The following is a 21,512-nucleotide window of genomic DNA, read 5'->3' as shown; positions in this document are numbered from 1 at the left end:
CTTGAAGTTCATGCCCCGGCAGGTCTCCGTCGGGGCATTCCTTATTCTCAGTTGGCCATGGTCGAGCGATGCGCCCAGCCGGTCATGCGGCGTTCGATCCACGCCATCAGCGAATACATGGCGATGCCTTCGACGGCGAGTGCGAGCAGACCAGCAAAAACCAGCGGCACGTTGAACTGGCTCTGGGCCGAGGCCATCATGTTGCCGAGGCCGTAATTGGAGGCGACGGTTTCACTCAGGACCGAGCCGACGAAGGCAAGCGTGATGGCGATTTTCAGCGAGCCGAAGAAATAGGGCATCGACCGCGGAATACCGACCTTCAACATGATATCGAGCTTCTTTGCCCCCAACGCCCTGAGCACATCCTCCGTCTCCGGCTCGATCGTCGCCAGACCCGTCGCGACATTCACGACGATCGGGAAAAAGGAGATCAGGAAGGCGGTGATGACGGCAGGAATGGTGCCGATGCCGAACCAGATGACAAGGATCGGCACGACGGCGACCTTGGGGATGGCGTTGAAGCCGATCATGATCGGGTAAAGCCCGGCATAGATGGTCTTCGACCAGCCGATGAACAGACCGATCGCCAGTCCCCCGACCACCGCCAGGCCGAAACCGAGCGTGGTGGTGAACAGCGTCTGCGCCGAGTTTTTCAGAAGCGGCGACCAGTATTGCACCACGGCCTGAAAGATGCGGCTCGGGGCCGGCAGGATGGTGACCGGCGTGCCGAGGCCGCGCACCAACAGTTCCCAGAAGAGAAACAGCCCAAGCGTGAAAAGCCAGGGCGCGGCCTTCACCCAGTTGATGCGAGCGGGCTGTTTTGCGCCGATCGCTGGAGCGGTGGAATTCTCGGTCGTGGTGGTCATGCTACCGCCCTCGCCTGTGCGATCTCGCCGTGCAGCTGGTGCACGAGGTCGTTGAACCTCGTCTCATACATGATCTCGAGATCGCGCGGCCGCTCGAAGGGCACGTGATGCTCTTTCAGGATACGGCCAGGCCGCGCGCTCATGACAAAAATCTTGTCGGCGAGAAAGGCCGCTTCGCGCAGGTCATGGGTGACGAGCACGATGGTGACGCCCTGTGCCGCATGAAGATCGCGGATGACGCACCACAGCTCCTCGCGGGTAAAGGCATCGAGCGCGCCAAAGGGTTCGTCGAGCATCAGCAGTTCAGGTTCGTGGATCAGCGCCCGACACAGGTTGGCGCGCTGCTGCATGCCGCCGGAAAGCTGCCAGGGGAATTTTTCGCCAAACCCCTTGAGGCCAACGAGTTCAAGCAGATGATCGGCTTTCTCCACGTATTCCTTCTTGTTGGCGCGCAGACGGTGGCGGTGCCTTTCGACGATTTCGAGCGGCAGGAGGATGTTTTCCAGCGTCGTGCGCCAAGGCAGCATGGTGGGGTTCTGGAAGGCCATGCCGACGATCGAGACGGGCTGCGTGACATGCTGGCCGGCGACGATGACCGTGCCGACCTGCGGGATATGCAGGCCGGTGACGAGTTTCATCAGCGTGGACTTGCCGCAGCCGGACGGGCCGACAACGGCGGCGAAATCGCCTTTGTCGACGCGCATGGTGAGGCCGGAGACAGCAAGCGTGCCTTCCGCGCCGCCATAACGCATGTCGACATCATCGATGGAAACGAGGTGTGCCAATCAGAATTTCCTTGATCGAACAATCTTGTCGCGAAAACCCCTCCCGCCTGCCGGCCCCCCTCCCCACAAGAGGGAGGGTTGAACACGCAGCACCACGACTGGCAAAATCAAGCGTAGAGGGTGCAGCCGGGTTAAGCCCCTCCCCTTGTGGGGAGGGGCTTGGGGCGGGGACTTTCCTCTGTCCTTACGGCAGCATCCGCTCCGCCTTTGCTGGAAGGAAGCTAGCGTCGAAGACCTGCTCGGCCTTGACAGCGCCCTTGAGGCCCATCGAGATTTTGAGCGTGTCGATGGAAGCGGAGAGCCTTGCCATGTCGACGCCGCCGAAACCGTTTTCGACGACGTAAGGCGTCTTGATGTTCATGGCGTTGGCCATGTTCAGGCGCTGGATCTCGATATCCGGGTTAAGCGTCTCGTTGCGCTTCAACACGGCATCGACGCCTTCCTTCGGGTTGGCGACAGCAGCGGCAAAGCCCTTGGCCAGCGCCTTCATGAAGCCCTTCACCGCTTCCGGATTTTCCTTGGCAAAATCGGTATTTACCAGCACCGAGTTGCCATAGAGATTCAAGCCGTGTTCGGCCATCAGGATGGTAGCGATATCGTCATCGGCGATGCCCTGAGCCTTCAGGTTGAGGATGACCGAGAAGGCGAAACCGAAAACGGCATCGACATCGCCCTTGGCGAGCATCGGCTCGCGAACCGGGAAACCGATCGACTCGATGGTGATCTTGCTGTCGTCGATCTTGGCCACCTGCTTGAAAGCCTTCCACTGGGCGAATGCGCCATCCGGCGGCGGAGCGCCGAGCTTCTTGCCTTCCAGCGACTTCGGATCGGTGGTGATGCCGAGCGACTTGCGGCCGACGACCGCAAAGGTCGGGCGCTCGTAGATCATCATCGCCGCCTTGACTTTCTGCGACGGATCCTCGTCGAGGAACTTGATCAGCGAGTTGATGTCGCCGAAACCCATCTGGTAGGTGCCGGTCGCGACGCGCGGGATCGCCTCCACCGAGCCATTGCCGGTGTCGATCGTGACGTTCAGACCCTCTTGCTTGAAATATCCCTTGTCCACGGCAAGCAGGAAGCCGGCGGCCGGGCCTTCGAATTTCCAGTCGAGCGTGAACTTGATATTGGTTTCGGCAAAGGCCGCGCCGGAGAAGCCGGTGCCCAAGGCCACCGTGGCCAGGGCGGCCAATTTAGTCAGATATCTACGAGTCAGCATCATGTTCCCCTGCTGGTTGTTATTGACCCATAGAAAACGACAAATCGCCAACCGCGCAAGTATCTCTGCACATTTTATCATCAATATTTCGCGTGCTTATTTTCAAATCACAATTCTGGAGGCATTGGCTTTAAGCCAGCCGTTCCCGCGGCCCGGCGCGGAAAACACGCCCTATCATCAGCGGTCGATTAACTGTGACGGAAAAGAATAAAAGCGGATTCTAAAATAGATTTGCCGAGCCGGGCATTTGGCCTATTTTCTCCAACTGGAGGACGAAGAATGCGCATAAAGCTGTTTCTGGTCTGCGTCGCGGTTTTGACCATAGCTTGGCTTACAGGCCTGTTTGCACTCGTATGGTCTCTGTTTTGAAGCCGGAAATTATCTTCTACGGCTTTTTTCCGCGAAGGACAGGGCGACGACGGCACCGAAGTAGCCGACCTGCATGAAGACGAGAGAGGCGACACCAAAGCCGGCAGCCCACCACGCCCCATCGCCTGAAATCAGACTAGCGCAAGCAACAAAAGCAGACGCGAGCAGCATCTTCAGGAAACCGCAAGGCAGCTGAAGGTGACGAAAAAGCTTTTCCATGCGCCACTCCAAGAGTTAACCGGAAGTTAACCATACCTTATATTGCAGACAGGGCATACCCCATATGAGGGATATTGCTTCGAATCATCGAAGCACCGTTTATCCACCCGCACCGCCCGTTCGAGGCACAGCAACGCCCTATCGTTAAAGCCCGGATTAAGCGCATTCGGGCGATGGAGACGATCAACCCGCGCGAAGGAATACGCGAATGGCGGAATCGCCGCCTTGCAGGGGGAATATAGGTCAATGCGGGACGGGAAGCGGCTTGAGACCTGAAACCTCAGGCCCCGCCACGCGTTTTCAGGACGCCTCGTCGCCGAGCCTTGCCAGCGCCTCGCCATCCAGCCGGTAGAACAGTTTTTCCGGTTTTGCGACGCCGCCTATCTCATCATAAAATGCAAGAAGCCTGTCGTCCTGCGCGTCGGCGGTCCAGTCTATCCTCGACAACCCCCGCCGGCCGGCCAAGGCGGCGAGTTCCCGCATCAGGGAACGCCCGACGCCGAGACCGCGAGACGTTCTGCCGACATACAACTCCTTGAGGAAAATGCCTGGGTTCAAGCCCGGCCCCGGATAGATCGCACTAAATGCACATAAGGCAATCACGCTTTCTTCCTGCTCGGCAACGAGAATTTCTGCCCCTTGCGGCCTCGCCTGCAGCCCGGCAATGATTTCCGCGCGCGCAGGACACGGCACCTCATAGTGAGCCTGCATCTCCTCCATCAATACCGCCAGCCGCGGCAACGCTGCATCATGTTCCTGCAAGAGGCGGATGCGGGCCGCGGCCCTGTTCGGATCATCTTGCGAAATGGACATAGAACAGCCTCTGGACGATATTTCCCATACCATTGGCAGCTATCCGTTACGGGCGACTTAAGGCAAGACGCTCGATATCCGCGCCACGTTGAAGCGTCTTCGGACGCCCGTGTCATCGGGTCCGTGGCACTGTTCTTCTTCGGCGGATTTTTCAAGGTCAGCGACTGGCGGATCAAGAAACGCCTGAACCGGGTGGGCATATCGGGAAGCGTGAGGAGCGCGGCGCTCGTCAAGGCACTCGACCGCTGGCTCTCTGATCAACTGCCCCTGACCAACCAGACTGCGCCTATTTCAGACCGAAAGCCCAGCGGGCGGTCCTGCATTCGGGATCTCCGGGGGCGCAAGCGCGGCATACGTCGGGACGAACCTCGTAGACCAGACATGAGGTACTCTCACCGACACGGCCGGACAGCGCCGAACATCGCTGATCCTCACACCGCATGCCTCGCTGGTCCGCAGCAACGAACTGCGGCGGAACCAAGTCGAGAGCTTCATCGGTTTCCGTGGTGAAGCGCGGCCATTCGGACGAATAGGAACAGCAGGCACCACAGGCCTGGCAATCCGGAAGGTCAGCAGCGCCCTGATCGCCTGAAGACAGATCATCGCCAAGGGCGTGATCAAAATCCCACCCCACGCGCCCTGATGAGGCGCCGCCTGTCGTCATTTGTGCTTCAGCAGCCACATCTTGCCCGCCATGGTTATTCCATGTGGGGTTTCGCCGGCCTCGGCATCGGGGTCAAGCCCTTTGAGAAGGCCGTAGCCCGTAAGCTGTTCGAGAGTGGCGGTCGTCGCGAACTTCACCTTCAGCGGCCGCTCCTTGAAGCGATCGGATTTTGCGTAGGTCTCGGTGGCGCCAAGATGGGTCCAGCGGTTCCCGTCCTGGGGGTGGAGGTCGCCGAGTTTTGCGAGCTTCAATCCCCTGATCTGGGTTGGCGTCAATTCAATGGTCAGCGCAGCAGTTGTCGTGCTGTTCATGTCTTTGTTCTTTCTCTTCGCAACAGGCGTCAATGCCGCTCACTGCCGCTTTCAAGCAGGTCCGTTTCGAAATCGCTCAGGTTTTCCTGACGGACACATCGGCCGCGTTTTGCGCCTCCATGGCGAGACGCGCTTCGCGCAACCGGGACGTCTTTTCCTGACGCGCCTTAGTAACGGCATCGAGCTCATCGCGGGCACGGTCGCCGGCAGCACTTGAAGCCTGTGTCTTGTCGAATGCCTTTTCGGCAACCTGTCGCGCTTTGCTGTGTTGCTCGGTCATTGTCTTCCTCGGTTTGTGCGCGCCGGCGCTTCGATCAGAAGTCCGGACTTTCGCAAAGCAGGATGTGCAGACCTGAAACTGCTACAGCGCCATTTGAGCACCATCGACAGCGTGATCCGCTCTTCAACGGCAATAAAAAAAGGCCAGGCGGCTGCCTGACCTCCTGTGGTCCCATGCTTTCGACAGTGCCAGTACATCCGTGGTCACACGAAAGCGGATACCAATTCAGACAGCCTGAAGGTTGCAGGCCGACATCTTGCCAGACTTGCGGTCGCGCTCCAGATCGAAGGAGACCTTCTGGCCTTCTACGAGTTCACGCATACCCGAACGCTCGACAGCGGAGATATGGACGAATGCGTCAGCTTCGCCGTTGTCAGGCTGGATGAAGCCGAAGCCCTTGGTGGAATTGAACCATTTAACTGTGCCAGTGGTCATGATGAACCCTTTCATAGCAACATAGAGGGACCGCTGCGCAAAAGCGCCGCGGATGATGATAACGATGCTTTAAAGGGAGTGTCGTTCAATACGCGGTGCCACTCGCGCAGTAACCAAATCTCGGCAAGAAAAATATCGATATACCTCAGATAGTACACCGAACGCCCAAAGTCAAACTCCAGTCTTCGCGCAGCCGAAGTTGATGACCGTAACCGGGCGCAATCGGCTAGCCAGGCACGACCGATAGCTTTACGATTGGACTTATCGGTCCCGTTCTGCCACAAGCCCCACCGGACGCGACTGCCGTTAACTTTAGAACGGGGTCGGGCGATAGATTGACGTCACGTCGTTGCCGCGAGATCACGCTGGCCGTCCGCTAAAGCACTTCGCGATCGTTCAGACTCGCTTGCCGTACTTTCGCTTTTTGTTTTTGCGCATGTCTTCATCCCGAAACCGGTGACCACTTTCGGGAGACACGCTTTAAATTCCCGACTTTTCTTATCCCCTGCCCTCGACGACCTTGATCAGGTCTTCGCGGACGGAGCCGATATGGGTGGCGAGCAGATCACCGGCCTTTTCGAAACGGTGGGCGCGGATCAAGCCGATCAGTTCGGCATGTTCGAACATCGCCTTTTCCATTGCGGCCTCGTTGGACAGCTGCAGGCGGGTATAGCGGTCGCTGGTCTGCAGAAGCGAGGCAACGATCTGCTGACTTCTTGGCATGTCGGCGCGATGATACATGGCCATATGCAGGTCGGCGTTGAGCCTCCCGTAATCATCCCGCTCGCCCGAGGCGATCGCCTTGACGTAATTTGCCTGATGCTCATCGAGTTCGGCCAGATCCTTCTCGTTCAGCGCCGGAGCGGAAGCCAGAAGCAGGCGCGGCTCCAGCATGATCCTCAAGTCGAACACGTCGTCGATTTCGGCACGCGACAGTTCCGAGACGATAGCGCCCTTCTGCGGCAGGATTTTCACCAGCCCTTCCGCTTCCAGCTGGAACAATACCTCGCGCACGGGAATGCGGCTGACGCCATAGGTTTCCGCCAATGCATCCTGCCTGAGCTGCGTGCCGCCGGCATATTTTCCCGACAGGATCGCCTGGCGGATTTCGGTGATGAGGGCGCCCGAAAGCGTCTTGTGTTTCAGTTTTAAGGCCATGCAACCCCGCTACACCATTTCCGTCGAAAAGCCAGTTGACTCTCGAAATGTATAAAATCTACATTATACCCAACAAAGAGGGAACTGAAATAATGACGACTGCCTTGACGGAGAACGGGCTGCCGCCCGGTTCGCCTCCCCTTGCCGCACGCGCAATCATCGGACTGTCGGAAGGCGTGCTTGCCGTGGAAAAGCTCCTCGTCGGATTTTTCATGGCACTCGTGCTTTTCCTCATCCTGCTCAATGTCGTCACCCGTTATGGCGGCATGCCGCTCTATTGGGTGGATGAGGCGGCAGTTTACGCCATGGTCTGGCTCACCTTCATCGGCGGTTCGGCGCTTACTCGCCTGCGGCTCGATTTCGCCGTGACGCTGATCAGCGACAAGTTGCAGAAAAAGAATGCCGAGCGCCTGCAGGCCTTCGCGACCTTGCTTGCCATGCTGTTTTCCATCGGTCTCGGCGTGATGTGCTGGAACTGGATGGACCCGATCGGCATCGCCGCCGCAGGATTCGACGCCAAGGAATATGCCGGGGAGAGCTTCAACTTCCTCTATACCGAATACACCCAGACGCTGAACTGGCCGGTCTGGGCGATCAGCCTCGTCGTGCCGCTGTTTGCCGTCACCATGACGATCCATACCGCCGCCAATCTGCTTGAAGAGATGAAGTTCGCTCCCAAGAGACAGCGGCTTGCATTCGCCAATGCGGAAGGGGTCAACTGATGGTCACCACCGCTTTCTTCACCTTCTTCATGCTGGTCGGCGTGCCGATCGGACTTTGCCTGTGCATGGCGGCGGCCGTCTATATCTGGGCGACCGGCAATACGCTGCTGTTTGCCAGCTTTCCGGTGCAGCTTTTCGGCGGGGTCGACAATTACGGCCTGATCTCCATCCCCCTTTTTGTGCTGATAGGCGAGGTGATGAATGGCGGCGGCATTACCCGCCGCGTCATCAACATGACGATGGCCTTTGTCGGCTCGATGAAGGGCGGGCTCGCCTATGTGAACTTGCTCGCCAACATGTTCGTCTCCTCGATCCTCGGCTCGGCCACCGCGCAGGTCGCCATCATGGCGCAGATGATGGTGCCAGAGATGGAAAAGAAGGGCTATGACAAGACCTTTGCAGCCGGCCTCACCGCCTATGCCGGCATGCTCGGGCCGATCATTCCGCCATCGATCATGTTCGTCGTCTATTCGGTGCTGGCGCAGGTGCCGGTGAGCGACATGCTGACGGCCGGCATGCTGCCCGGTATTCTTCTGACAGCGATCTTCTGCGTCGTCATCGCCGGCATGGGCTGGTTCTGTTACGATTATCCCCGCGGCGACGTGATGACGTTGAAACAGCGTGTGCGCATTGTGCTCGGTGCGCTTCCTACCCTCTCGATCCCGATCATCATCGTCGGCTCGATCATGGCGGGCATTGCCAATGCGACGGAAGCGGCCGCCGTCGGCGTCGTCGCGGCGGTTCTCGTCGGGCGCTACTGGATCGGCGACCTGAAATTCTCCGACCTGCCGCTGATGCTCTTGAAGGCCGGCATCTATTCCGCCGTCGTGCTCCTCTTGGTCGCGGCCGCGGCCGTCTTCTCCTGGGTTCTGGTCTACGGCATGGTGCCGCAGAATGTCGCCGCCTGGGTGCAGACGATCGCGTCGGACCCGATCACCTTCATGCTTCTCGTCAACGTCATCCTGCTCGTCATCGGCACAGTCATCGATGGCGCGCCGGGGCTGATCATGACGGTACCGATCCTGCTTCCGATCGCGACCGAGGTCTATGGCATCGACCCGATCCATTTCGGCGTCGTCGTCACCGTCAACCTGGTGCTCGGCTTCCTGTCGCCGCCGGTGGGCCTGTGCTTCTTCGTCGCCTCGGCGGTGACGGGGGCGAAACCGGGCAAGATGTTCATCGTCACCCTGCCCTTCTTCTTCGCCTCCTGCGTGCTGCTCGTGCTGCTTTCGATCTTCCCGATCCTGTCGACCTTCTTCGTCAAGTAACCGCAACCACAACAATAAAACTCCAGAGGATTAGACCATGACAATTTCCCGCAGATCATTCCTCCGCAACTCGACGATGGCGGCAGCCGGCGCCGTTGCCGCCGGCACGCTCTCGATGCCGAACGTGCTCAGGGCACAGGAGGCCAAAACCTTCCGTCTCGGCATCACCACGCCGCCCGGCCACCCGTGGAACAATGCGGCGCTGAAGGTCGGCGAAATGCTGAAGGCCGAGACCAAGGGCCGTCTCGACCTCGCCGTCTTCCCGGCCAACCAGCTCGGCACCGAAGCCGTGATGATGCAGCAGATGCAGGCCGGTTCGCTCGATTTCGGCTGGATCATGACCGCCGAACTCGGCTCGCGCATTCCCTCGATCGCGGCAATCAACGCGCCTTACGTCGTCGATTCCACCGCAAAGGTGGCGAAGCTGGTGCGCGATCCGCTGGCGATGAAGATGCTCGACGTGCTGCCGAAGGAAACCGGCACGCTGGGTCTCGCCTGGGGCATCACCACGATGCGCGTCGTCTTCACCGCCAAGGAGATCGGTGGCATCAACGACCTGAACGGCATGAAGCTCCGCATCAACACGACGCCGGCCTATCGCGATTTCTACCAGTTGCTCGGCACCGCCCCGACCCCGATCCCGACGCCGCAGGTGTTCGATGCGATGTCGAACGGCCAGGTGGACGGGCTCGAGGCCGATCTCGACTTCTCGTGGAACCAGCGGTTCGACAAGGTTTCGAAGACGATGCTGAAGATGAACGCGATCTTCATGCCCTGCGTCGCGCTCGCCTCGGGCCGCGTCTGGAAGGATGTGCCGGCTGCCGACCGCGAGCTGATCACAAAGCTGACCAAGGAAGCGCTCGACGCCCAGATCGATGCGACCGTCGCCAACGAAGCAAAACTGCTCGACGAGTTCGGCAAGGTCATCGCGGTCAAGGATGTACAGGTCGCCGATGCGGGCAAGGTGATTGCCGAATACGACAAGATCTGGCTGCCGAAGGCCCCGATCCTGGCCGACCTGCGCAAGCTGGGCGCGACCCTGTAAGGACTGGTTTTCGAGGAAGCCTGCCAAGGGTTTTTATGCGGCGCGTCTCCGGTGGGGGCGCGCCGTTTTTCTTACTGTCGTCGGCGATTCCTCCCGGTGATTTCCCTCACAAGAGGAGATCAGCCAGACGCCACGCCCTCGCCCTCCCTTACCTACCGCGCAAACCTCTTCGCCGCGGCGACGCAGAGGATGACGCCGAGGGTGACGATGAACATGGAGGAGGTTACCGTTTCGCCGAGCAGGAGTGCTGCCAGTGCCAGACCGAAAAACGGCTGGATGAGCTGCAGCTGGCCGACTGTCGCGGTGCCGCCCTGCGAGAGGCCGCGATACCAGAAGATGAAGCCGATCAGCATCGAGAAGAGCGAGACATAGGCCAGACCCGCATAGGCCGGGCCACCGACGCCTGCGAATGTCTCCGGCATCAGCGCAAGCGCGCCGACCAACATGACCGGTAGAGAAATGACCAGCGCCCAGCAGATGACCTGCCAGCCGCCCAGCCGCTTCGACAAGGCTGCGCCTTCGGCATAACCGAGGCCGCAGACGATGATCGCCGCCAGCATCAGCCAGTCGCCGAAGGAGAGGCCGATCGAGGCTACCGTTCCGCCCTGCGCCAGAGCAAAACCGGTGACGAGAAGGCTGCCGAGGATGGCGAAAATCCAGAAGGCAGGCTTTGGCCGTTCACCGCCGCGGATGACCCCGAAGATCGCGGTTGCAAGCGGCAGGAGCCCGATGAAGACGACCGAATGGGCCGAGGAGATATGCTGCAACGCCAGTGCGGTGAGCAGCGGAAAACCGACGACGCAACCGAGTGCGACGATGACGAGCGAGACGATCTCGCTGCTTTGCGGCCGTTTTTGCCGGAAGGCGAGAAGCAGGAGAAGCGACAGGAGCCCGGCGATCGTGCCGCGGGCGACAGTCAGGAACAGCGGATCGAAACCGATCACAGCAAGCCTCGTGGCCGGCAGCGAGCCGGAAAAGATCAGCACGCCGATAAAACCGTTGATCCAACCCGACAGACCGCGATCCATGTCATTCTCCAGTATTTCGATCGACTGGGGTGCCGATATCTAGTTCATTGCGATGGTGCGGCATCCGTCCTACTCCCCGCATGCTGGGAGTAGGAGGCAAGACGCATCATCCTTATCCTCCCGAAACCATGGCTTCACCAGAAACAGTCTGATACAATTACCCAAAACTGTTATGGTTCAATCACCAGTACGGATGAGGCAAAAGCATGGATCTGACGACAGGATCGGCGGCAACCAAGGCCGAGATGGTGATGCGTTTCGTTCGCCAGAGAATAAGCGGACGGACACTGACGCCCGGGGCAAAGCTGCCGTCAGTGCGGTCGCTTTCGGGCACGCTTTCGGTTTCCACCTCTACGGTCGTCGATGCCTATGAGCGGCTGGTCGCGGAAGGCGCGATCGTTTCGCGGCCGGGATCGGGATTTTATGTCGCCAACCAGGCAGCACCCTTTTCACCTGCCGAGGCCGGGCCGAAACTGGATCGGGCGGTCGATCCGTTCTGGATTTCGCGGCAATCGCTGGAAAGCAGCGAAGACAGTCTGAAACCCGGCTGCGGCTGGCTGCCGCCGTCATGGCTTCCGGAAGAGGCGATGCGCAAGTCGCTCAGAACACTTTCCCGCGCGGAACCTTCATCGCTTGCGGATTACGGCACGCCCTTGGGGCTTTCTCCCCTGCGGCGGCTGATCTCGCGGCGGATGGGAGATCGCGGCATCGAGGCTTCGCCGGAGCAGATCATGCTGACGGAGTCCGGCACGCAGGCGATCGATCTTCTCTGCCGCTTCCTGATCGAACCGGGCGATACCGTACTGGTCGACGATCCCTGCTATTTCAATTTCCATGCCCTTCTGCGGGCGCACCGGGCAAAGATCGTCGGCGTGCCCTATACGGCAAACGGGCCGGACCTTGCGGCCTTCGCGGCGACGGTTTCGGAACATCGGCCGCGGCTCTACATCACCAATTCGGCGATCCACAACCCGACCGGGGCGGTACTTTCGCCGGTCACGGCGCATCGGGTGCTGAAGATCGCCGAGGAGTTCGATCTGACGATTGTGGAAGACGATATCTTTGCCGATTTCGAGACGGTTGCGGCACCGCGGCTTGCGGCATTCGACGGGCTGGAGCGGGTGATCCATATCGGCAGTTTTTCGAAAACGCTGTCGGCTGCGGCGCGCTGCGGCTTTATCGCGGCACGGCCGGACTGGATCGAGGGGCTGACGGACCTGAAGATCGCGACATCCTTTGCCGGTGGGCGGATGACGGAAGAAGTCGTTCATGCAGCGCTTTCGGATGGCGGATATCGCAAGCATCTCGATGTGCTGAGGGCACGGCTTTCCAAGGCGATGGCGGAGGTGACGGGAAGGCTCGCGGCAATCGGCATCGAGCCGGTGCTGCAGCCGCAATCCGGCATGTTTTTATGGTGCGGGCTTCCCGGAGAGACCGATGCCGCCGAGGTGGCGCGCGCCTGCCTGCAGAAGCAGATCGTGCTTGCGCCCGGCAATGCCTTCAGCCTGTCGCAATCGGCCAGAAACTGCATGCGTTTCAACGTCTCGCAGACGCTCGATCCGCGTATTTTCGAGACGCTGAAAGCAGCCTTGAAGACCTGACGATCAGCTCGCCTTGAGCTTCACGCCAAAGCCGAGGATGAAGCTCACCAGTGCGCCGAGGGCGGCTGTGCCATAAAGCCATGCGGCTGTGTCGCCGGCGGTTCCCGTTGCAAGGCTTGCCGTCAGGCCGGTTGCTGTGGCGATCGTGCCGGAGAGTGCGGCGCCGACTGCATAACCTGCCGTCGACATGGTGGGCAGAAGCGCACTGGCGCGATCACGCTCCGCTCCTTCGGCCGCAGACATCGCCGCTTCGTTGACATTGGCCCAGGCGAGGCCGAAGCCGATGCCGATCAGGATCTGGCCGAAGATTACCAGCGGCAGTGATTGCAGGCAGATGGCGATTGCCAGCGCGATAAAACCGGAGAGATGGAAGAGTGGCCCAAGCCACATGGTCGCATGCCGCCATGCGAAGGCCTCGTAACGGCTGGCGAACATCGCGACGACGCTCCAGACCAGCGCCATGGTGACGACGATATAACCGACGACTGCCGGGCCGAGATGGAAAACCTCGCTGACGAGAAGCGCCAGATAGGTGCTGCCGGCCGAATGCCCGGCCGACATCAGAAACAGCATCGCGAAGGCGCGGCCGAGCACCGAGCCGGAGCGGAAGGTGCCGACCGGGAAGAGCGGCGAACCGAAACGGCCATCAAGGGTGACGACCGAGAGCAGCGACAGAATACCGAAAACCAGTAGCGTGGCTTGCCAAATCGGCTGCCCACTGGCTGAGGAGAACGCAAAGATGAGCGCGGTGACAACGCAGAGCCCGACGGAGACGGGCGCGAAACTTGCCGCCCTGCCCTCACCGGTCTTCGGCTCGGTCAGAAAAGTGAACAGCGCCAGGGTGAGCAGAAAAGGTGTGACCGCGAGGAAGGAGAACCGCCAGGAGATCGCCTCGGTCATCAACCCGCCGATCAGCGGCCCGAGCAGTGCCGTTACCGCCCAGACGGTCGCTTCGACGGCAAAGACACGGGCGATCAGGGAGGATGAAAAATTCGCCGGGATGAGGCTGTAGCAGATCGCCACGATCAGGCCGTCGGAGACGCCCTGCAGCAAACGCCCGAAGACGATCCAGCCAAAGTCGGGCGCAACAAAGGCGTTCAACCCGCCGAGGGCAAAGAAGAGAGACGAGAGGGCAAGAGCCCGCCGCACGCCGAGCAGGTCGCGGATAGAGGCGGCCGCCGTGCCGCCGGCGATTGAGCCGATGAAATAGAGGCTGTAGACCCAACTGTACCAATCACGCCCGCCAAGTTCTGCCGCTGCAAGCGGCATGGCGGCGACGATGGCGAACTGGTTGAAGGCATGCAGGCCGATGCCGCTGGAGATCAGCGCCAGCATGCGGCCGCTTTCTCCGCTCAAAAGGCTTGCATAACCCAAGGCTTCGTCTTCCGCCGGCGCTCCATCCCGCCTGATATCCCCCATTGGGCCGTCCCGCTCCCCGATCAATTCCGTCATGCCACTTAAACCTTTTCATGCACGCCTGCTTCAGCCAGGCCTTTCCTCTTCAGGATCGGCACCGTAAAAGCTCAACCTTGGTTGAGGTCAACGGCAAAAATGACGAAATCGGAAAAGATCAAAGCACTTCAGGGTTTGAGTGTGGGAGAAGTCGCGGAACGCTCCGGCGTGGCGATCTCGACACTGCATTTCTACGAGGCGGAGGGGCTGATCGAAAGCTGGCGCAATGGCGGCAACCACCGGCGCTACAGCCGCGACGTTCTGCGACGCATCGCGGTGATCCGGGTGGCGCAACGGGCCGGCGTGCCGTTGAAGGAGATTGCCGAAGCGCTGAAAACCCTGCCGCAAAAGCGCACGCCGAACGCAAAGGACTGGGCACGGCTATCTGCCCGCTGGAAGTCCGAGCTGGATGCCCGGATCGAGGCGCTGACGCGGCTGCGCGACGAGTTGACCGGCTGTATCGGCTGCGGCTGCCTGTCGCTGAAGGCCTGCCCCTTGCGCAATCCTGGCGACCAGTTGGCTATCGGCGGAAGTGGCCCAATCCTGCTTTCGGGCAGGGTCGACTCCTGATTTGCATGCGGCCTCGAAAGAGATCAATCGACGCGCAAATAGAAGGCACAAAGACCAATCTATCGGCAGTCAATGATCGATTTTTCAGCATGTGACATTTTTGCTACTGCCTTTTCAGCAATCGCTCCTACATGCCATCTCATCACGCAATGCTTATGGAGGGAAAATCCATGAAGGGTCTTTTCATTCTCGCCGCTTCCGTCGCCGCTTTCAGCGCATCGACCGCAGCCTACGCAGCAGACGCCGTGGAGCAGATCCCGACCGCGCCGGTCGCCGTTGAAATGGCGCCGTCGTTTACCTGGGAAGGCTTCTATCTTGGCGCTCATACCGGTTACGGCTGGGGTGATGGCGATCTCGAAGGCGTCGGCTCGGACAATTTCGACGGCTGGCGTCTCGGCGCGTTTACCGGCTATAACTGGCAGTTCTCCAACGGTTTCGTTGCCGGTATCGAAGGTGACGTGAACTACGACTGGAACAATGAAGACATCGGCGCCGGCTTCGATGCCGAGAGCGGCTTCTCCGGTTCCGTTCGCGGCCGTGTCGGTTACGCCTTCGACCGCACGCTGGTTTATGCGGCTGGCGGCTGGACTGCGACAAATGTCGAGGTCAACGGACCTGCCGGCTTCAACGACGACGACACCCTGCATGGCTGGACGATCGGCGCGGGCGTCGACCACGCCTTTACCGACAACATCTTCGGCCGGCTGGAATATCGCTACAACGATTACGGCAACGGCGATATCGGCGGGCTGGATGTCGATTTCAACCAGCATGTCTTCCAGGTCGGCGTCGGTGTGAAGTTCTAGAAATACCGCATGCCAAGGCACGAGGAGAAGCCGTCCGCACGATCTGTGCGGGCGGTTTTTTTGTGCGCACCGGAGCCTATGCGGCGCTTCTATTACGGTGCTTGGTCAGACGGATATCGGCGCTGCCGATATCCTGTGCATTGCCCCAGCCAAGCGAGCGGTAGACGCCGGCCGCGCGGGGAAAGGTTGACTTGGCGGATGCGAGGCACGATAGCGACGACACGCCATAGATCGCAGGCCGGTCATCCGAAGCGTCAAAATTGCGGACAGCAAGATGCAACCGATAAGAACGGGACGAACGCTCATCACCCTCGTCCGCGCCGACGATGCGGATGATCTGTCCGCCTATTACCTGCGCAATGCCGCGCATCTCGGCCCTTGGGAACCGTTGCGCGAGGAGGGCTATCACTCGGCCGACGCATGGAAGGACCGGGCAAGGGATTTTGCCGGCGAAGCGCTCAAGGGATTTGCCTATCGATATGTCGTGAGGCTGGAGGCAGGCGGCAAGATTATCGCGGTAGCGAATTTCACCACCGTCATTCGGGGCGTATTTCTGGCGTGCCATCTCGGTTATTCGATCGACCGCGACATGCAGGGCAAAAACCTGATGTTCGAAGTGCTCGACAGGCTGATCCCGCATGTGTTCAACACCTATGGACTGCACCGGGTGATGGCGAATTACATTCCCGAGAATGAAAGAAGCGGCGCACTGCTCAAGCGCCTCGGCTTCGAGGTGGAAGGGCTCGCCCGGGACTATCTCAAGATCAACGGAGCATGGCGCGACCATGTGCTGACGGCGCGGATCAATGACGCAGATGACCGAGCGGGTTCGCCTGAAGGATAGCTGAACCGGAAAAGCACAAGGGAGGGCACAGTGATCATCGTCATAGAGGGCATCAGCGCCGCGGGAAAAACCACCTGGTGCCGGGAGCATGCACAACCCCATCTGATCCGCGAGAGTTATCCGGCAGATCGCAGGGAACAGCCCGAGACGGGACTGGCGACGGCACTTTACTGGACAAACTGGAATGCCAAGCGGTGGGGCGATGCGCTTGCCATGGAAGAGGCAACCGGCCATGCCATCTGCGACACCGACCCGCAGAAACTGCACTACAACTGGGGCATGTTTCAGCTCGGTGTTCTGCCGGAATCACAATGGCGGTTGCAACTCGAGACGAGCCGCGCGGCATTTGCCGAAAAGCGGCTCGGCTTCGCCGATGCCTATTTCGTCAAGGCCATCGATCCCGCCATAGCCCGGCAGCAGCGGGATGCCGATACCTCAAAAACGCGGGATCGCTTCGATCTCAACGTACAGCTCCAGCCCTCACTTCTGCGCTGGTACACGCGGATGGGCGAAATTCTGGTGGGTCGCGTGCGCTGGGGACTGCCGGAAACCGGGCTTTCGCTTGGCTCCATCACCACCAACCCGCTCCGCTACGATATCAGCGCATTCGATGCGTTTATCGCATCGCTGGATGATGGCTGACGTTCAAAAGACAGGAGATCGACCTCAAAAGCGGTCGATCTGCATCCCTTCCCTCACCCGTGGCTGGAATTGTTCGGCACGACGGGTTCGACCTTTTTCACCTTGGCGCGGTGGAAGATGAACATGCCGGCAATGACGATGATGGCGGCGCCGACAAGCGTCTGCGCATCGGGGAAATCACCGAAAAAGGCCCAGCCGAAAACGATCGCCCATAAAAGCAGCGTATACTGCAGCGGCGCGAGAACCGAGGCCGGCGCGAGCTTGAGCGAGCGGGTGATCAGCAGATGCGCCGAGCAGGAAACGACGCCGAGCAGCAGGAGCGCGAAAAGCTCTTGGCCGGTAAACGGGCTCCAGTTGCCGACGCTGAAGAAGATGCCTGCAACAAGGGCGCCGAGTGTCTGCCAGGTCACCAGCGTCACGTCGGGCGTCGAGCGCAGCACGCGGCCAAGCACAAGCGACAGAGCGAAGGAGAGGCTACCGACCAGGGCGAACATCGATGGCCACGAAAGCATGGCTTCCGACGGGCGAAGCGCGATGATGACACCGACAAAGCCGATCAGGACCGCCAGCCAGCGCCGCCAGCCGATCCGCTCTCCAAGGAAGAAATGCGAGATCGCCGCCACATAGATCGGTCCGGCCATATAGAAAGTCATCACGTCGGCGAGCGGCAGATAGACCACGGCGGCGTAGAACAGGCCGGTATCGGCAGTTGCCATGACCACACGGGCAAACTGCAGGCCCGGTTTTTCGACCTTGAAAAGCGAGGTTGTCGAACTGCGGGCCAAAAGCGGCCCCAGAACCAGAAAGGCACCGAGTGAACGCAGCAGCAGGACCTGCCCGACAGAAAAACTGGCGACCAGCCATTTGCCCATGGCATCGTTCAGGGCGAACATCAGGTCGCCGAGCAACATCAGAAGAATGCCGGCCAGAATGGCGTTGCCGCCGACGGCATAAGCCGTTGTTGCTTTCATGATCTTTCGGCGCTCCGCGACGCCATTTTCGATGGCGGCCGGGATTACGCCGGGGAAAAGACCCCGAGCCATACCGGGATCGTCTCGATACCTGTTGGAATGGGCGCTCCATACTCCTCGGGCCAACCTGATTGCAAGGGATATTAAAGCAGGACGTCATATTGTCCTGCGGCAATCAGGGCCAGAGCCGACAGAGACCTGCCTCAGCCCCGGCGCGCAGCATCGATTGCGGCAACGTCGATCTTCTTCATCGTCATCATCACATCGAAGGCGCGTTTCGCCTCGGCGCCGCCAACTTTAAGCGCCTCCATCAGCGTGCGCGGCGTGATCTGCCAGGAAATGCCCCAGCGATCCCGGCACCAACCGCATTCGCTTTCCTCGCCGCCATTTCCGACGATGGCATTCCAGTAGCGGTCCGTTTCCTCCTGATCCTCGGTGGAAATCTGGAAGGAAAAGGATTCATTGTGCTTGAAATGGGGGCCTCCATTCAGCCCGACGCAGGCGACACCGGCGACGGTGAATTCGACGACCAGAACATCGCCCTCGACGCCATCCGGATAGTCACCGGGAGCACGGATCACCGTACCGACTTCGCTGTCGGGAAACGTCTCGGCGTAGAACCGCGCCGCGTCCTCGGCATCCTTGTTGTACCAAAGGCAGATCGTGTTCTTGTTCATGGCAGGCCTCCCGTTGCTGTTGCGTCCGGCTCTCCCATTTTGGGCGGATCGCAGATCTATCTCGCATTGAAGACGTAGGGCTGATCGCCGATCCGACAGCAGGTTTGATTCTTTCCGATAAAATATTGATCGGCGATGTTGCGGCCGTTCGCTTGAAGGATTATCGCAAGATCCATGGAATAGAGGGATATAAATGAAATTTATCAATATCTTGACATCAATATCGCTAGTGGCTGCCTTGAGTGCTTGTGCGCCTACGCGCGCGCAATATGATGCGCTGCAGACGACGCTTGAAGGCAGCCCCAAGGTGCGTGCGCAGGCAATTGCCGATTGCACGAAGAGGCACTGGTCTTCGGAAAGAACCGGAAATCTGGCCAAGCTGATGAACGTGCAGGAAAAGCAGGCGAAATCGACATTCTGCAACAGGTTGCACGGCGGATTGGCGAACGGCCGCATCACCTATGAAGATGTGAAGTCTGTCTGGAGCACGCCCACTCCCAACATGATAAGGGTGATGCAGGGGCGTTGACATCCACCTGCGGCCAAGCTTCTTCAGGCAGGAGATTTATCTGCACCGGGTTCCACCTTTGCGCCGATAAAATAATGATCGACGATGTTCTGGCCGTTCTTCAGGATATGGGCGGCCAGTTCGGGATCGCCGCCCTGAAAGGTTTCGGGATGACCGCCGCAGAGGTGGACGAAGAGCTTCTGGTGGGCGACCGAAACGAAATATTCGTAGGCTGGCGGCGCGTCCGTCCACTCGGTCGATTTCAGTTCTTCGGCCGCCTGCGCTGCCGCATCCTCGATCGCCTTGTAGATCCTGGCCATCATGGCATGCCGGACCTTCTCGTCGATCTGCATATATTGCCTCTCTACCGGGCTCAGGACGGGACAGCTCTCGTTCATCGAATGGATCTCCCTGCATGGGTTTCGGTGGCGGGATGCCAATGGGGGCTGTTTCGCACCGGAATGCGTCGGTTATGGGCCGACGACATCACTCAAGCCGCAAGCTTATCCAGAAGGTCGTGCGCTGTGGGCCATTGATAGCGCACCAATTCCACGCCCGGATTGCCCGCCCGTGTGACCTCCCGCCTTTCGATCACCAAACCGCAAAGCCGGTCATAGACGGCAGTCGCCGGGATATTTTTCGCGAAGGCGACGAGATGGACCGGCAGGTCTTTTCGCGAATTCTCGAAGCTGGAGAGTGCCTCGCGGAGAAGCGTTTTCGCTACGCCCTTTCCCTGGAAAAACGGCGATACGTAGAGATTGTGCAGATAGGTGCCGAATTCGGTTTCCTCATTGAAGACGAAGCAGCAGAAACCGGCGATTTCCGCCCCGCTGCAGGCAATGATGACGAGGTGATCGGGAGATGGCAGCTCGGCGCAGCGCTTTTTCCAAAGCTCCTGCTTTTCAGCCGGAAGAACGTCCTTCAGATAGGCTTGCGGCAGGATATGCGCATAGACGCTCTGGCTCATCGACACGTGCAGGTCGATGATCATCTGAGCGTCGGACGGGACCGCCGGGCGGTAGGAGAGCATGATGGCGGGACTTTCCGGGGTGAGTTAGTCGGCATCATATCCGAGCTAGAGGACGGGCTGTTTGAAAGGCGGTTATTTCAACTTGAGTATCATATCCCAACGGTCCAGCCCCGGAGCGTAACCGTCCGGCGTGACACTCGTCGAAACGAAGCCGAACTTCTCGTAAAAGCCTCTGGTGTGCTGGCTTGTATTGAGCGTGACTGCCTCGACTTCTGGAATAGTCTTAGCGAGATCCAGGCGCGCTTCGGCAAGGAAGCGACCAACGCCCTTGCCGTGATATTTACATGCGACCATGCCCCACGACAGGAAAGCTGTTTTCTTTTCTGCAATCACTTTCAGCCCACCGCAACCGATGATCTCTTTGCCATCCTGGACGACGAGATACGGACGTTCCAGAACTTCGGAAGCCAGAAATTCGATGTAATCTGGACGCTCCTGCAGAGCGAAGAAATGGGGAACATTGCTATCGAAGACAGCGAGACAGGCAAGCCGATCCTCAATGCAGTAAGCGCGAGATCTCACTGAAAGCACTTAAATATCCTTCCTCAAGGACCGCCCGGACCTAAAGCAAACCCTTCGCCGCTAACGTCACCCGCGTCGCGGCATTCAGGTCATAGGCTTCGAACTTGCCGGGCTGCACCCAGGCGTAGTCTTCGAACTCGTCATTGATGGTTATGTCGCGACTAACCGCGCGGCAGTCGAAGATGAGGTAGATCATGTAAATCTCCTCGGTCGAGCCGTCCGGATAGGTTTTGGTCCTTATATCATCGCGAAAAGTCCAGGGAGTGACTTCCGCAATCGTCAGTCCCTCCCCCAATTCCTCGCGGATCTCACGCCGCAGCGCCTCCTCGATCTTTTCTCCGGCTTCCATCCCTCCGCCGGAAAGCGCCCATTGACCGGGAAACACGCCCCGGTCGGAGGGCATCTTGCAGAGCAGATAGGCGCCGTCATTTTCGATCAGCGGACATACGATGATGCGTTGCCTCATGGTCCCGTCCCCCAACTCGAGCTGCTCAGGCGGCTGCCGTTTCCGGCGTGTAGCCTGCTTCGCGAATTGCTTCTTCGGCTCTGGCGCTGTCGCCCTCTACCGTAACCTTGTGGGACGGCAGGTCTATGGTGACGGCAGCGCCCGGCAGGGCTTCGGAAAGGGCGGCGCGGACGGTCTTTTCGCAATGGCCGCAGGTCATGTCGGCTACAGTGAATATGGCGGTCATCTCAAAAAACTCCTTTGG

28 protein-coding genes are annotated in these 21,512 nt (G+C 59.6%); 9 read left to right on the top strand and 19 right to left on the bottom strand.

The window, feature by feature from the left end:
• Positions 1-47: 47 nt before the first annotated feature.
• The 10 genes from JZX87_RS06065 to JZX87_RS06020 form a co-directional block, all read right to left on the bottom strand.
• The gene (locus JZX87_RS06065; protein ID WP_206824525.1) at positions 48-866 is read right to left on the bottom strand and encodes an ABC transporter permease; all 819 of its coding nucleotides are present in this window, start codon (positions 864-866) and stop codon (positions 48-50) included.
• Positions 863-1,651 carry an ABC transporter ATP-binding protein gene (locus JZX87_RS06060; RefSeq protein WP_206824524.1) on the bottom strand — a complete coding sequence of 263 codons (789 nt, stop codon included), beginning with the start codon at positions 1,649-1,651 and terminating at the stop codon, positions 863-865. Before JZX87_RS06060 ends, JZX87_RS06065 begins: the two co-directional genes overlap by 4 nt.
• A 184-nt stretch (positions 1,652-1,835) precedes the next feature.
• Positions 1,836-2,870: an ABC transporter substrate-binding protein gene (locus JZX87_RS06055; RefSeq protein ID WP_206824523.1), complete on the bottom strand. Its 1,035-nt coding sequence runs from the start codon at positions 2,868-2,870 to the stop codon at positions 1,836-1,838.
• 375 nt (positions 2,871-3,245) lie between these two features.
• Complete coding sequence (locus JZX87_RS06050) at positions 3,246-3,455, bottom strand: hypothetical protein (protein ID WP_183822656.1); 210 nt, start codon at positions 3,453-3,455, stop codon at positions 3,246-3,248.
• Positions 3,456-3,755: 300 nt separating this feature from the next.
• Complete coding sequence (locus JZX87_RS06045; RefSeq protein ID WP_286194175.1) at positions 3,756-4,268, bottom strand: GNAT family N-acetyltransferase; 513 nt, start codon at positions 4,266-4,268, stop codon at positions 3,756-3,758.
• A 286-nt stretch (positions 4,269-4,554) separates the two neighbouring features.
• Positions 4,555-4,932 carry a YkgJ family cysteine cluster protein gene (locus JZX87_RS06040; RefSeq protein ID WP_206824517.1) on the bottom strand — a complete coding sequence of 126 codons (378 nt, stop codon included), beginning with the start codon at positions 4,930-4,932 and terminating at the stop codon, positions 4,555-4,557.
• Positions 4,929-5,243 carry a hypothetical protein gene (locus JZX87_RS06035; RefSeq protein WP_148143883.1) on the bottom strand — a complete coding sequence of 105 codons (315 nt, stop codon included), beginning with the start codon at positions 5,241-5,243 and terminating at the stop codon, positions 4,929-4,931. The genes JZX87_RS06040 and JZX87_RS06035 overlap by 4 nt, the downstream gene beginning before the upstream one ends.
• A gap of 76 nt (positions 5,244-5,319) precedes the next feature.
• Positions 5,320-5,523 (bottom strand): hypothetical protein, encoded by a 204-nt coding sequence (locus JZX87_RS06030; RefSeq protein WP_148143884.1) that lies wholly within the window; start codon positions 5,521-5,523, stop codon positions 5,320-5,322.
• Between the two features lie 225 nt (positions 5,524-5,748).
• Positions 5,749-5,958 (bottom strand): cold-shock protein, encoded by a 210-nt coding sequence (locus JZX87_RS06025; protein ID WP_148143885.1) that lies wholly within the window; start codon positions 5,956-5,958, stop codon positions 5,749-5,751.
• Positions 5,959-6,456: 498 nt separating this feature from the next.
• Complete coding sequence (locus tag JZX87_RS06020) at positions 6,457-7,116, bottom strand: GntR family transcriptional regulator (RefSeq protein ID WP_206824516.1); 660 nt, start codon at positions 7,114-7,116, stop codon at positions 6,457-6,459.
• A 92-nt stretch (positions 7,117-7,208) separates the two neighbouring features.
• On the opposite strand from JZX87_RS06020, the gene JZX87_RS06015 reads away from it, so the two are divergent.
• The 3 genes from JZX87_RS06015 to JZX87_RS06005 are packed head-to-tail and all read left to right on the top strand — an operon-like array spanning position 7,209 to position 10,151.
• Positions 7,209-7,838 carry a TRAP transporter small permease gene (locus JZX87_RS06015; protein WP_206824515.1) on the top strand — a complete coding sequence of 210 codons (630 nt, stop codon included), beginning with the start codon at positions 7,209-7,211 and terminating at the stop codon, positions 7,836-7,838.
• The gene (locus JZX87_RS06010) at positions 7,838-9,106 is read left to right on the top strand and encodes a TRAP transporter large permease (protein WP_206824510.1); all 1,269 of its coding nucleotides are present in this window, start codon (positions 7,838-7,840) and stop codon (positions 9,104-9,106) included. The genes JZX87_RS06015 and JZX87_RS06010 overlap by 1 nt, the downstream gene beginning before the upstream one ends.
• Before the next feature lie 37 nt (positions 9,107-9,143).
• Positions 9,144-10,151 (top strand): TRAP transporter substrate-binding protein, encoded by a 1,008-nt coding sequence (locus JZX87_RS06005; RefSeq protein ID WP_148143889.1) that lies wholly within the window; start codon positions 9,144-9,146, stop codon positions 10,149-10,151.
• 152 nt (positions 10,152-10,303) lie between these two features.
• On the opposite strand, the gene JZX87_RS06000 is transcribed toward JZX87_RS06005, so the two are convergent.
• Positions 10,304-11,179: a DMT family transporter gene (locus JZX87_RS06000; protein WP_206824507.1), complete on the bottom strand. Its 876-nt coding sequence runs from the start codon at positions 11,177-11,179 to the stop codon at positions 10,304-10,306.
• A gap of 206 nt (positions 11,180-11,385) precedes the next feature.
• On the opposite strand from JZX87_RS06000, the gene JZX87_RS05995 reads away from it, so the two are divergent.
• Positions 11,386-12,780, top strand: coding sequence for an aminotransferase-like domain-containing protein (locus tag JZX87_RS05995; RefSeq protein WP_206824505.1), 1,395 nt, complete (start codon positions 11,386-11,388; stop codon positions 12,778-12,780).
• Positions 12,781-12,783: 3 nt separating this feature from the next.
• On the opposite strand, the gene JZX87_RS05990 is transcribed toward JZX87_RS05995, so the two are convergent.
• Positions 12,784-14,232 carry an MFS transporter gene (locus JZX87_RS05990; RefSeq protein ID WP_206824503.1) on the bottom strand — a complete coding sequence of 483 codons (1,449 nt, stop codon included), beginning with the start codon at positions 14,230-14,232 and terminating at the stop codon, positions 12,784-12,786.
• Positions 14,233-14,331: 99 nt separating this feature from the next.
• Between JZX87_RS05990 and soxR the strand changes: the two genes are divergently transcribed.
• From soxR to JZX87_RS05970, 4 genes are all read left to right on the top strand, one after another.
• Positions 14,332-14,802, top strand: coding sequence for a redox-sensitive transcriptional activator SoxR (gene soxR, locus JZX87_RS05985; RefSeq protein ID WP_206824500.1), 471 nt, complete (start codon positions 14,332-14,334; stop codon positions 14,800-14,802).
• 170 nt (positions 14,803-14,972) lie between these two features.
• Positions 14,973-15,608: an outer membrane protein gene (locus JZX87_RS05980; RefSeq protein ID WP_148143896.1), complete on the top strand. Its 636-nt coding sequence runs from the start codon at positions 14,973-14,975 to the stop codon at positions 15,606-15,608.
• 274 nt (positions 15,609-15,882) lie between these two features.
• A complete protein-coding gene (locus JZX87_RS05975) occupies positions 15,883-16,452 on the top strand; it encodes a GNAT family N-acetyltransferase (RefSeq protein ID WP_206824498.1) in 570 nt (189 codons plus the stop codon).
• Between the two features lie 30 nt (positions 16,453-16,482).
• Positions 16,483-17,094, top strand: coding sequence for a hypothetical protein (locus tag JZX87_RS05970; RefSeq protein ID WP_206824495.1), 612 nt, complete (start codon positions 16,483-16,485; stop codon positions 17,092-17,094).
• A 53-nt stretch (positions 17,095-17,147) separates the two neighbouring features.
• Here the strand turns inward: JZX87_RS05970 and JZX87_RS05965 are convergent, their stop codons facing one another.
• Both JZX87_RS05965 and JZX87_RS05960 read right to left on the bottom strand, forming a co-directional pair.
• Entirely contained in the window at positions 17,148-18,065 is a 918-nt protein-coding gene (locus JZX87_RS05965; RefSeq protein WP_183824052.1) for a DMT family transporter, read from the bottom strand.
• 203 nt (positions 18,066-18,268) lie between these two features.
• Positions 18,269-18,742: a VOC family protein gene (locus JZX87_RS05960; RefSeq protein WP_206824493.1), complete on the bottom strand. Its 474-nt coding sequence runs from the start codon at positions 18,740-18,742 to the stop codon at positions 18,269-18,271.
• A 193-nt stretch (positions 18,743-18,935) separates the two neighbouring features.
• Between JZX87_RS05960 and JZX87_RS05955 the strand changes: the two genes are divergently transcribed.
• Positions 18,936-19,271: a hypothetical protein gene (locus JZX87_RS05955; RefSeq protein ID WP_206824491.1), complete on the top strand. Its 336-nt coding sequence runs from the start codon at positions 18,936-18,938 to the stop codon at positions 19,269-19,271.
• A gap of 23 nt (positions 19,272-19,294) precedes the next feature.
• Here JZX87_RS05955 and JZX87_RS05950 read toward each other — a convergent pair whose 3' ends face one another.
• The 5 genes from JZX87_RS05950 to JZX87_RS05930 form a co-directional block, all read right to left on the bottom strand.
• Positions 19,295-19,648, bottom strand: coding sequence for a hypothetical protein (locus tag JZX87_RS05950; protein ID WP_206824489.1), 354 nt, complete (start codon positions 19,646-19,648; stop codon positions 19,295-19,297).
• A gap of 92 nt (positions 19,649-19,740) precedes the next feature.
• A complete protein-coding gene (locus JZX87_RS05945) occupies positions 19,741-20,280 on the bottom strand; it encodes a GNAT family N-acetyltransferase (protein WP_206824488.1) in 540 nt (179 codons plus the stop codon).
• 72 nt (positions 20,281-20,352) lie between these two features.
• Positions 20,353-20,811, bottom strand: coding sequence for a GNAT family N-acetyltransferase (locus JZX87_RS05940; protein WP_206824485.1), 459 nt, complete (start codon positions 20,809-20,811; stop codon positions 20,353-20,355).
• Between the two features lie 31 nt (positions 20,812-20,842).
• Positions 20,843-21,268: a nucleoside triphosphatase NudI gene (nudI, locus tag JZX87_RS05935; protein WP_206824484.1), complete on the bottom strand. Its 426-nt coding sequence runs from the start codon at positions 21,266-21,268 to the stop codon at positions 20,843-20,845.
• A gap of 25 nt (positions 21,269-21,293) precedes the next feature.
• A complete protein-coding gene (locus JZX87_RS05930) occupies positions 21,294-21,494 on the bottom strand; it encodes a heavy-metal-associated domain-containing protein (protein WP_206824482.1) in 201 nt (66 codons plus the stop codon).
• Positions 21,495-21,512: the final 18 nt, after the last annotated feature.

It is taken from the genome of Agrobacterium sp. Ap1 (assembly GCF_017313375.1).
Classification (GTDB): domain Bacteria; phylum Pseudomonadota; class Alphaproteobacteria; order Rhizobiales; family Rhizobiaceae; genus Neorhizobium; species Neorhizobium cellulosilyticum.
The sequence above is the reverse complement of the archived record's forward strand: the minus strand, read 5'-3'. Positions and strand labels throughout refer to the sequence as shown.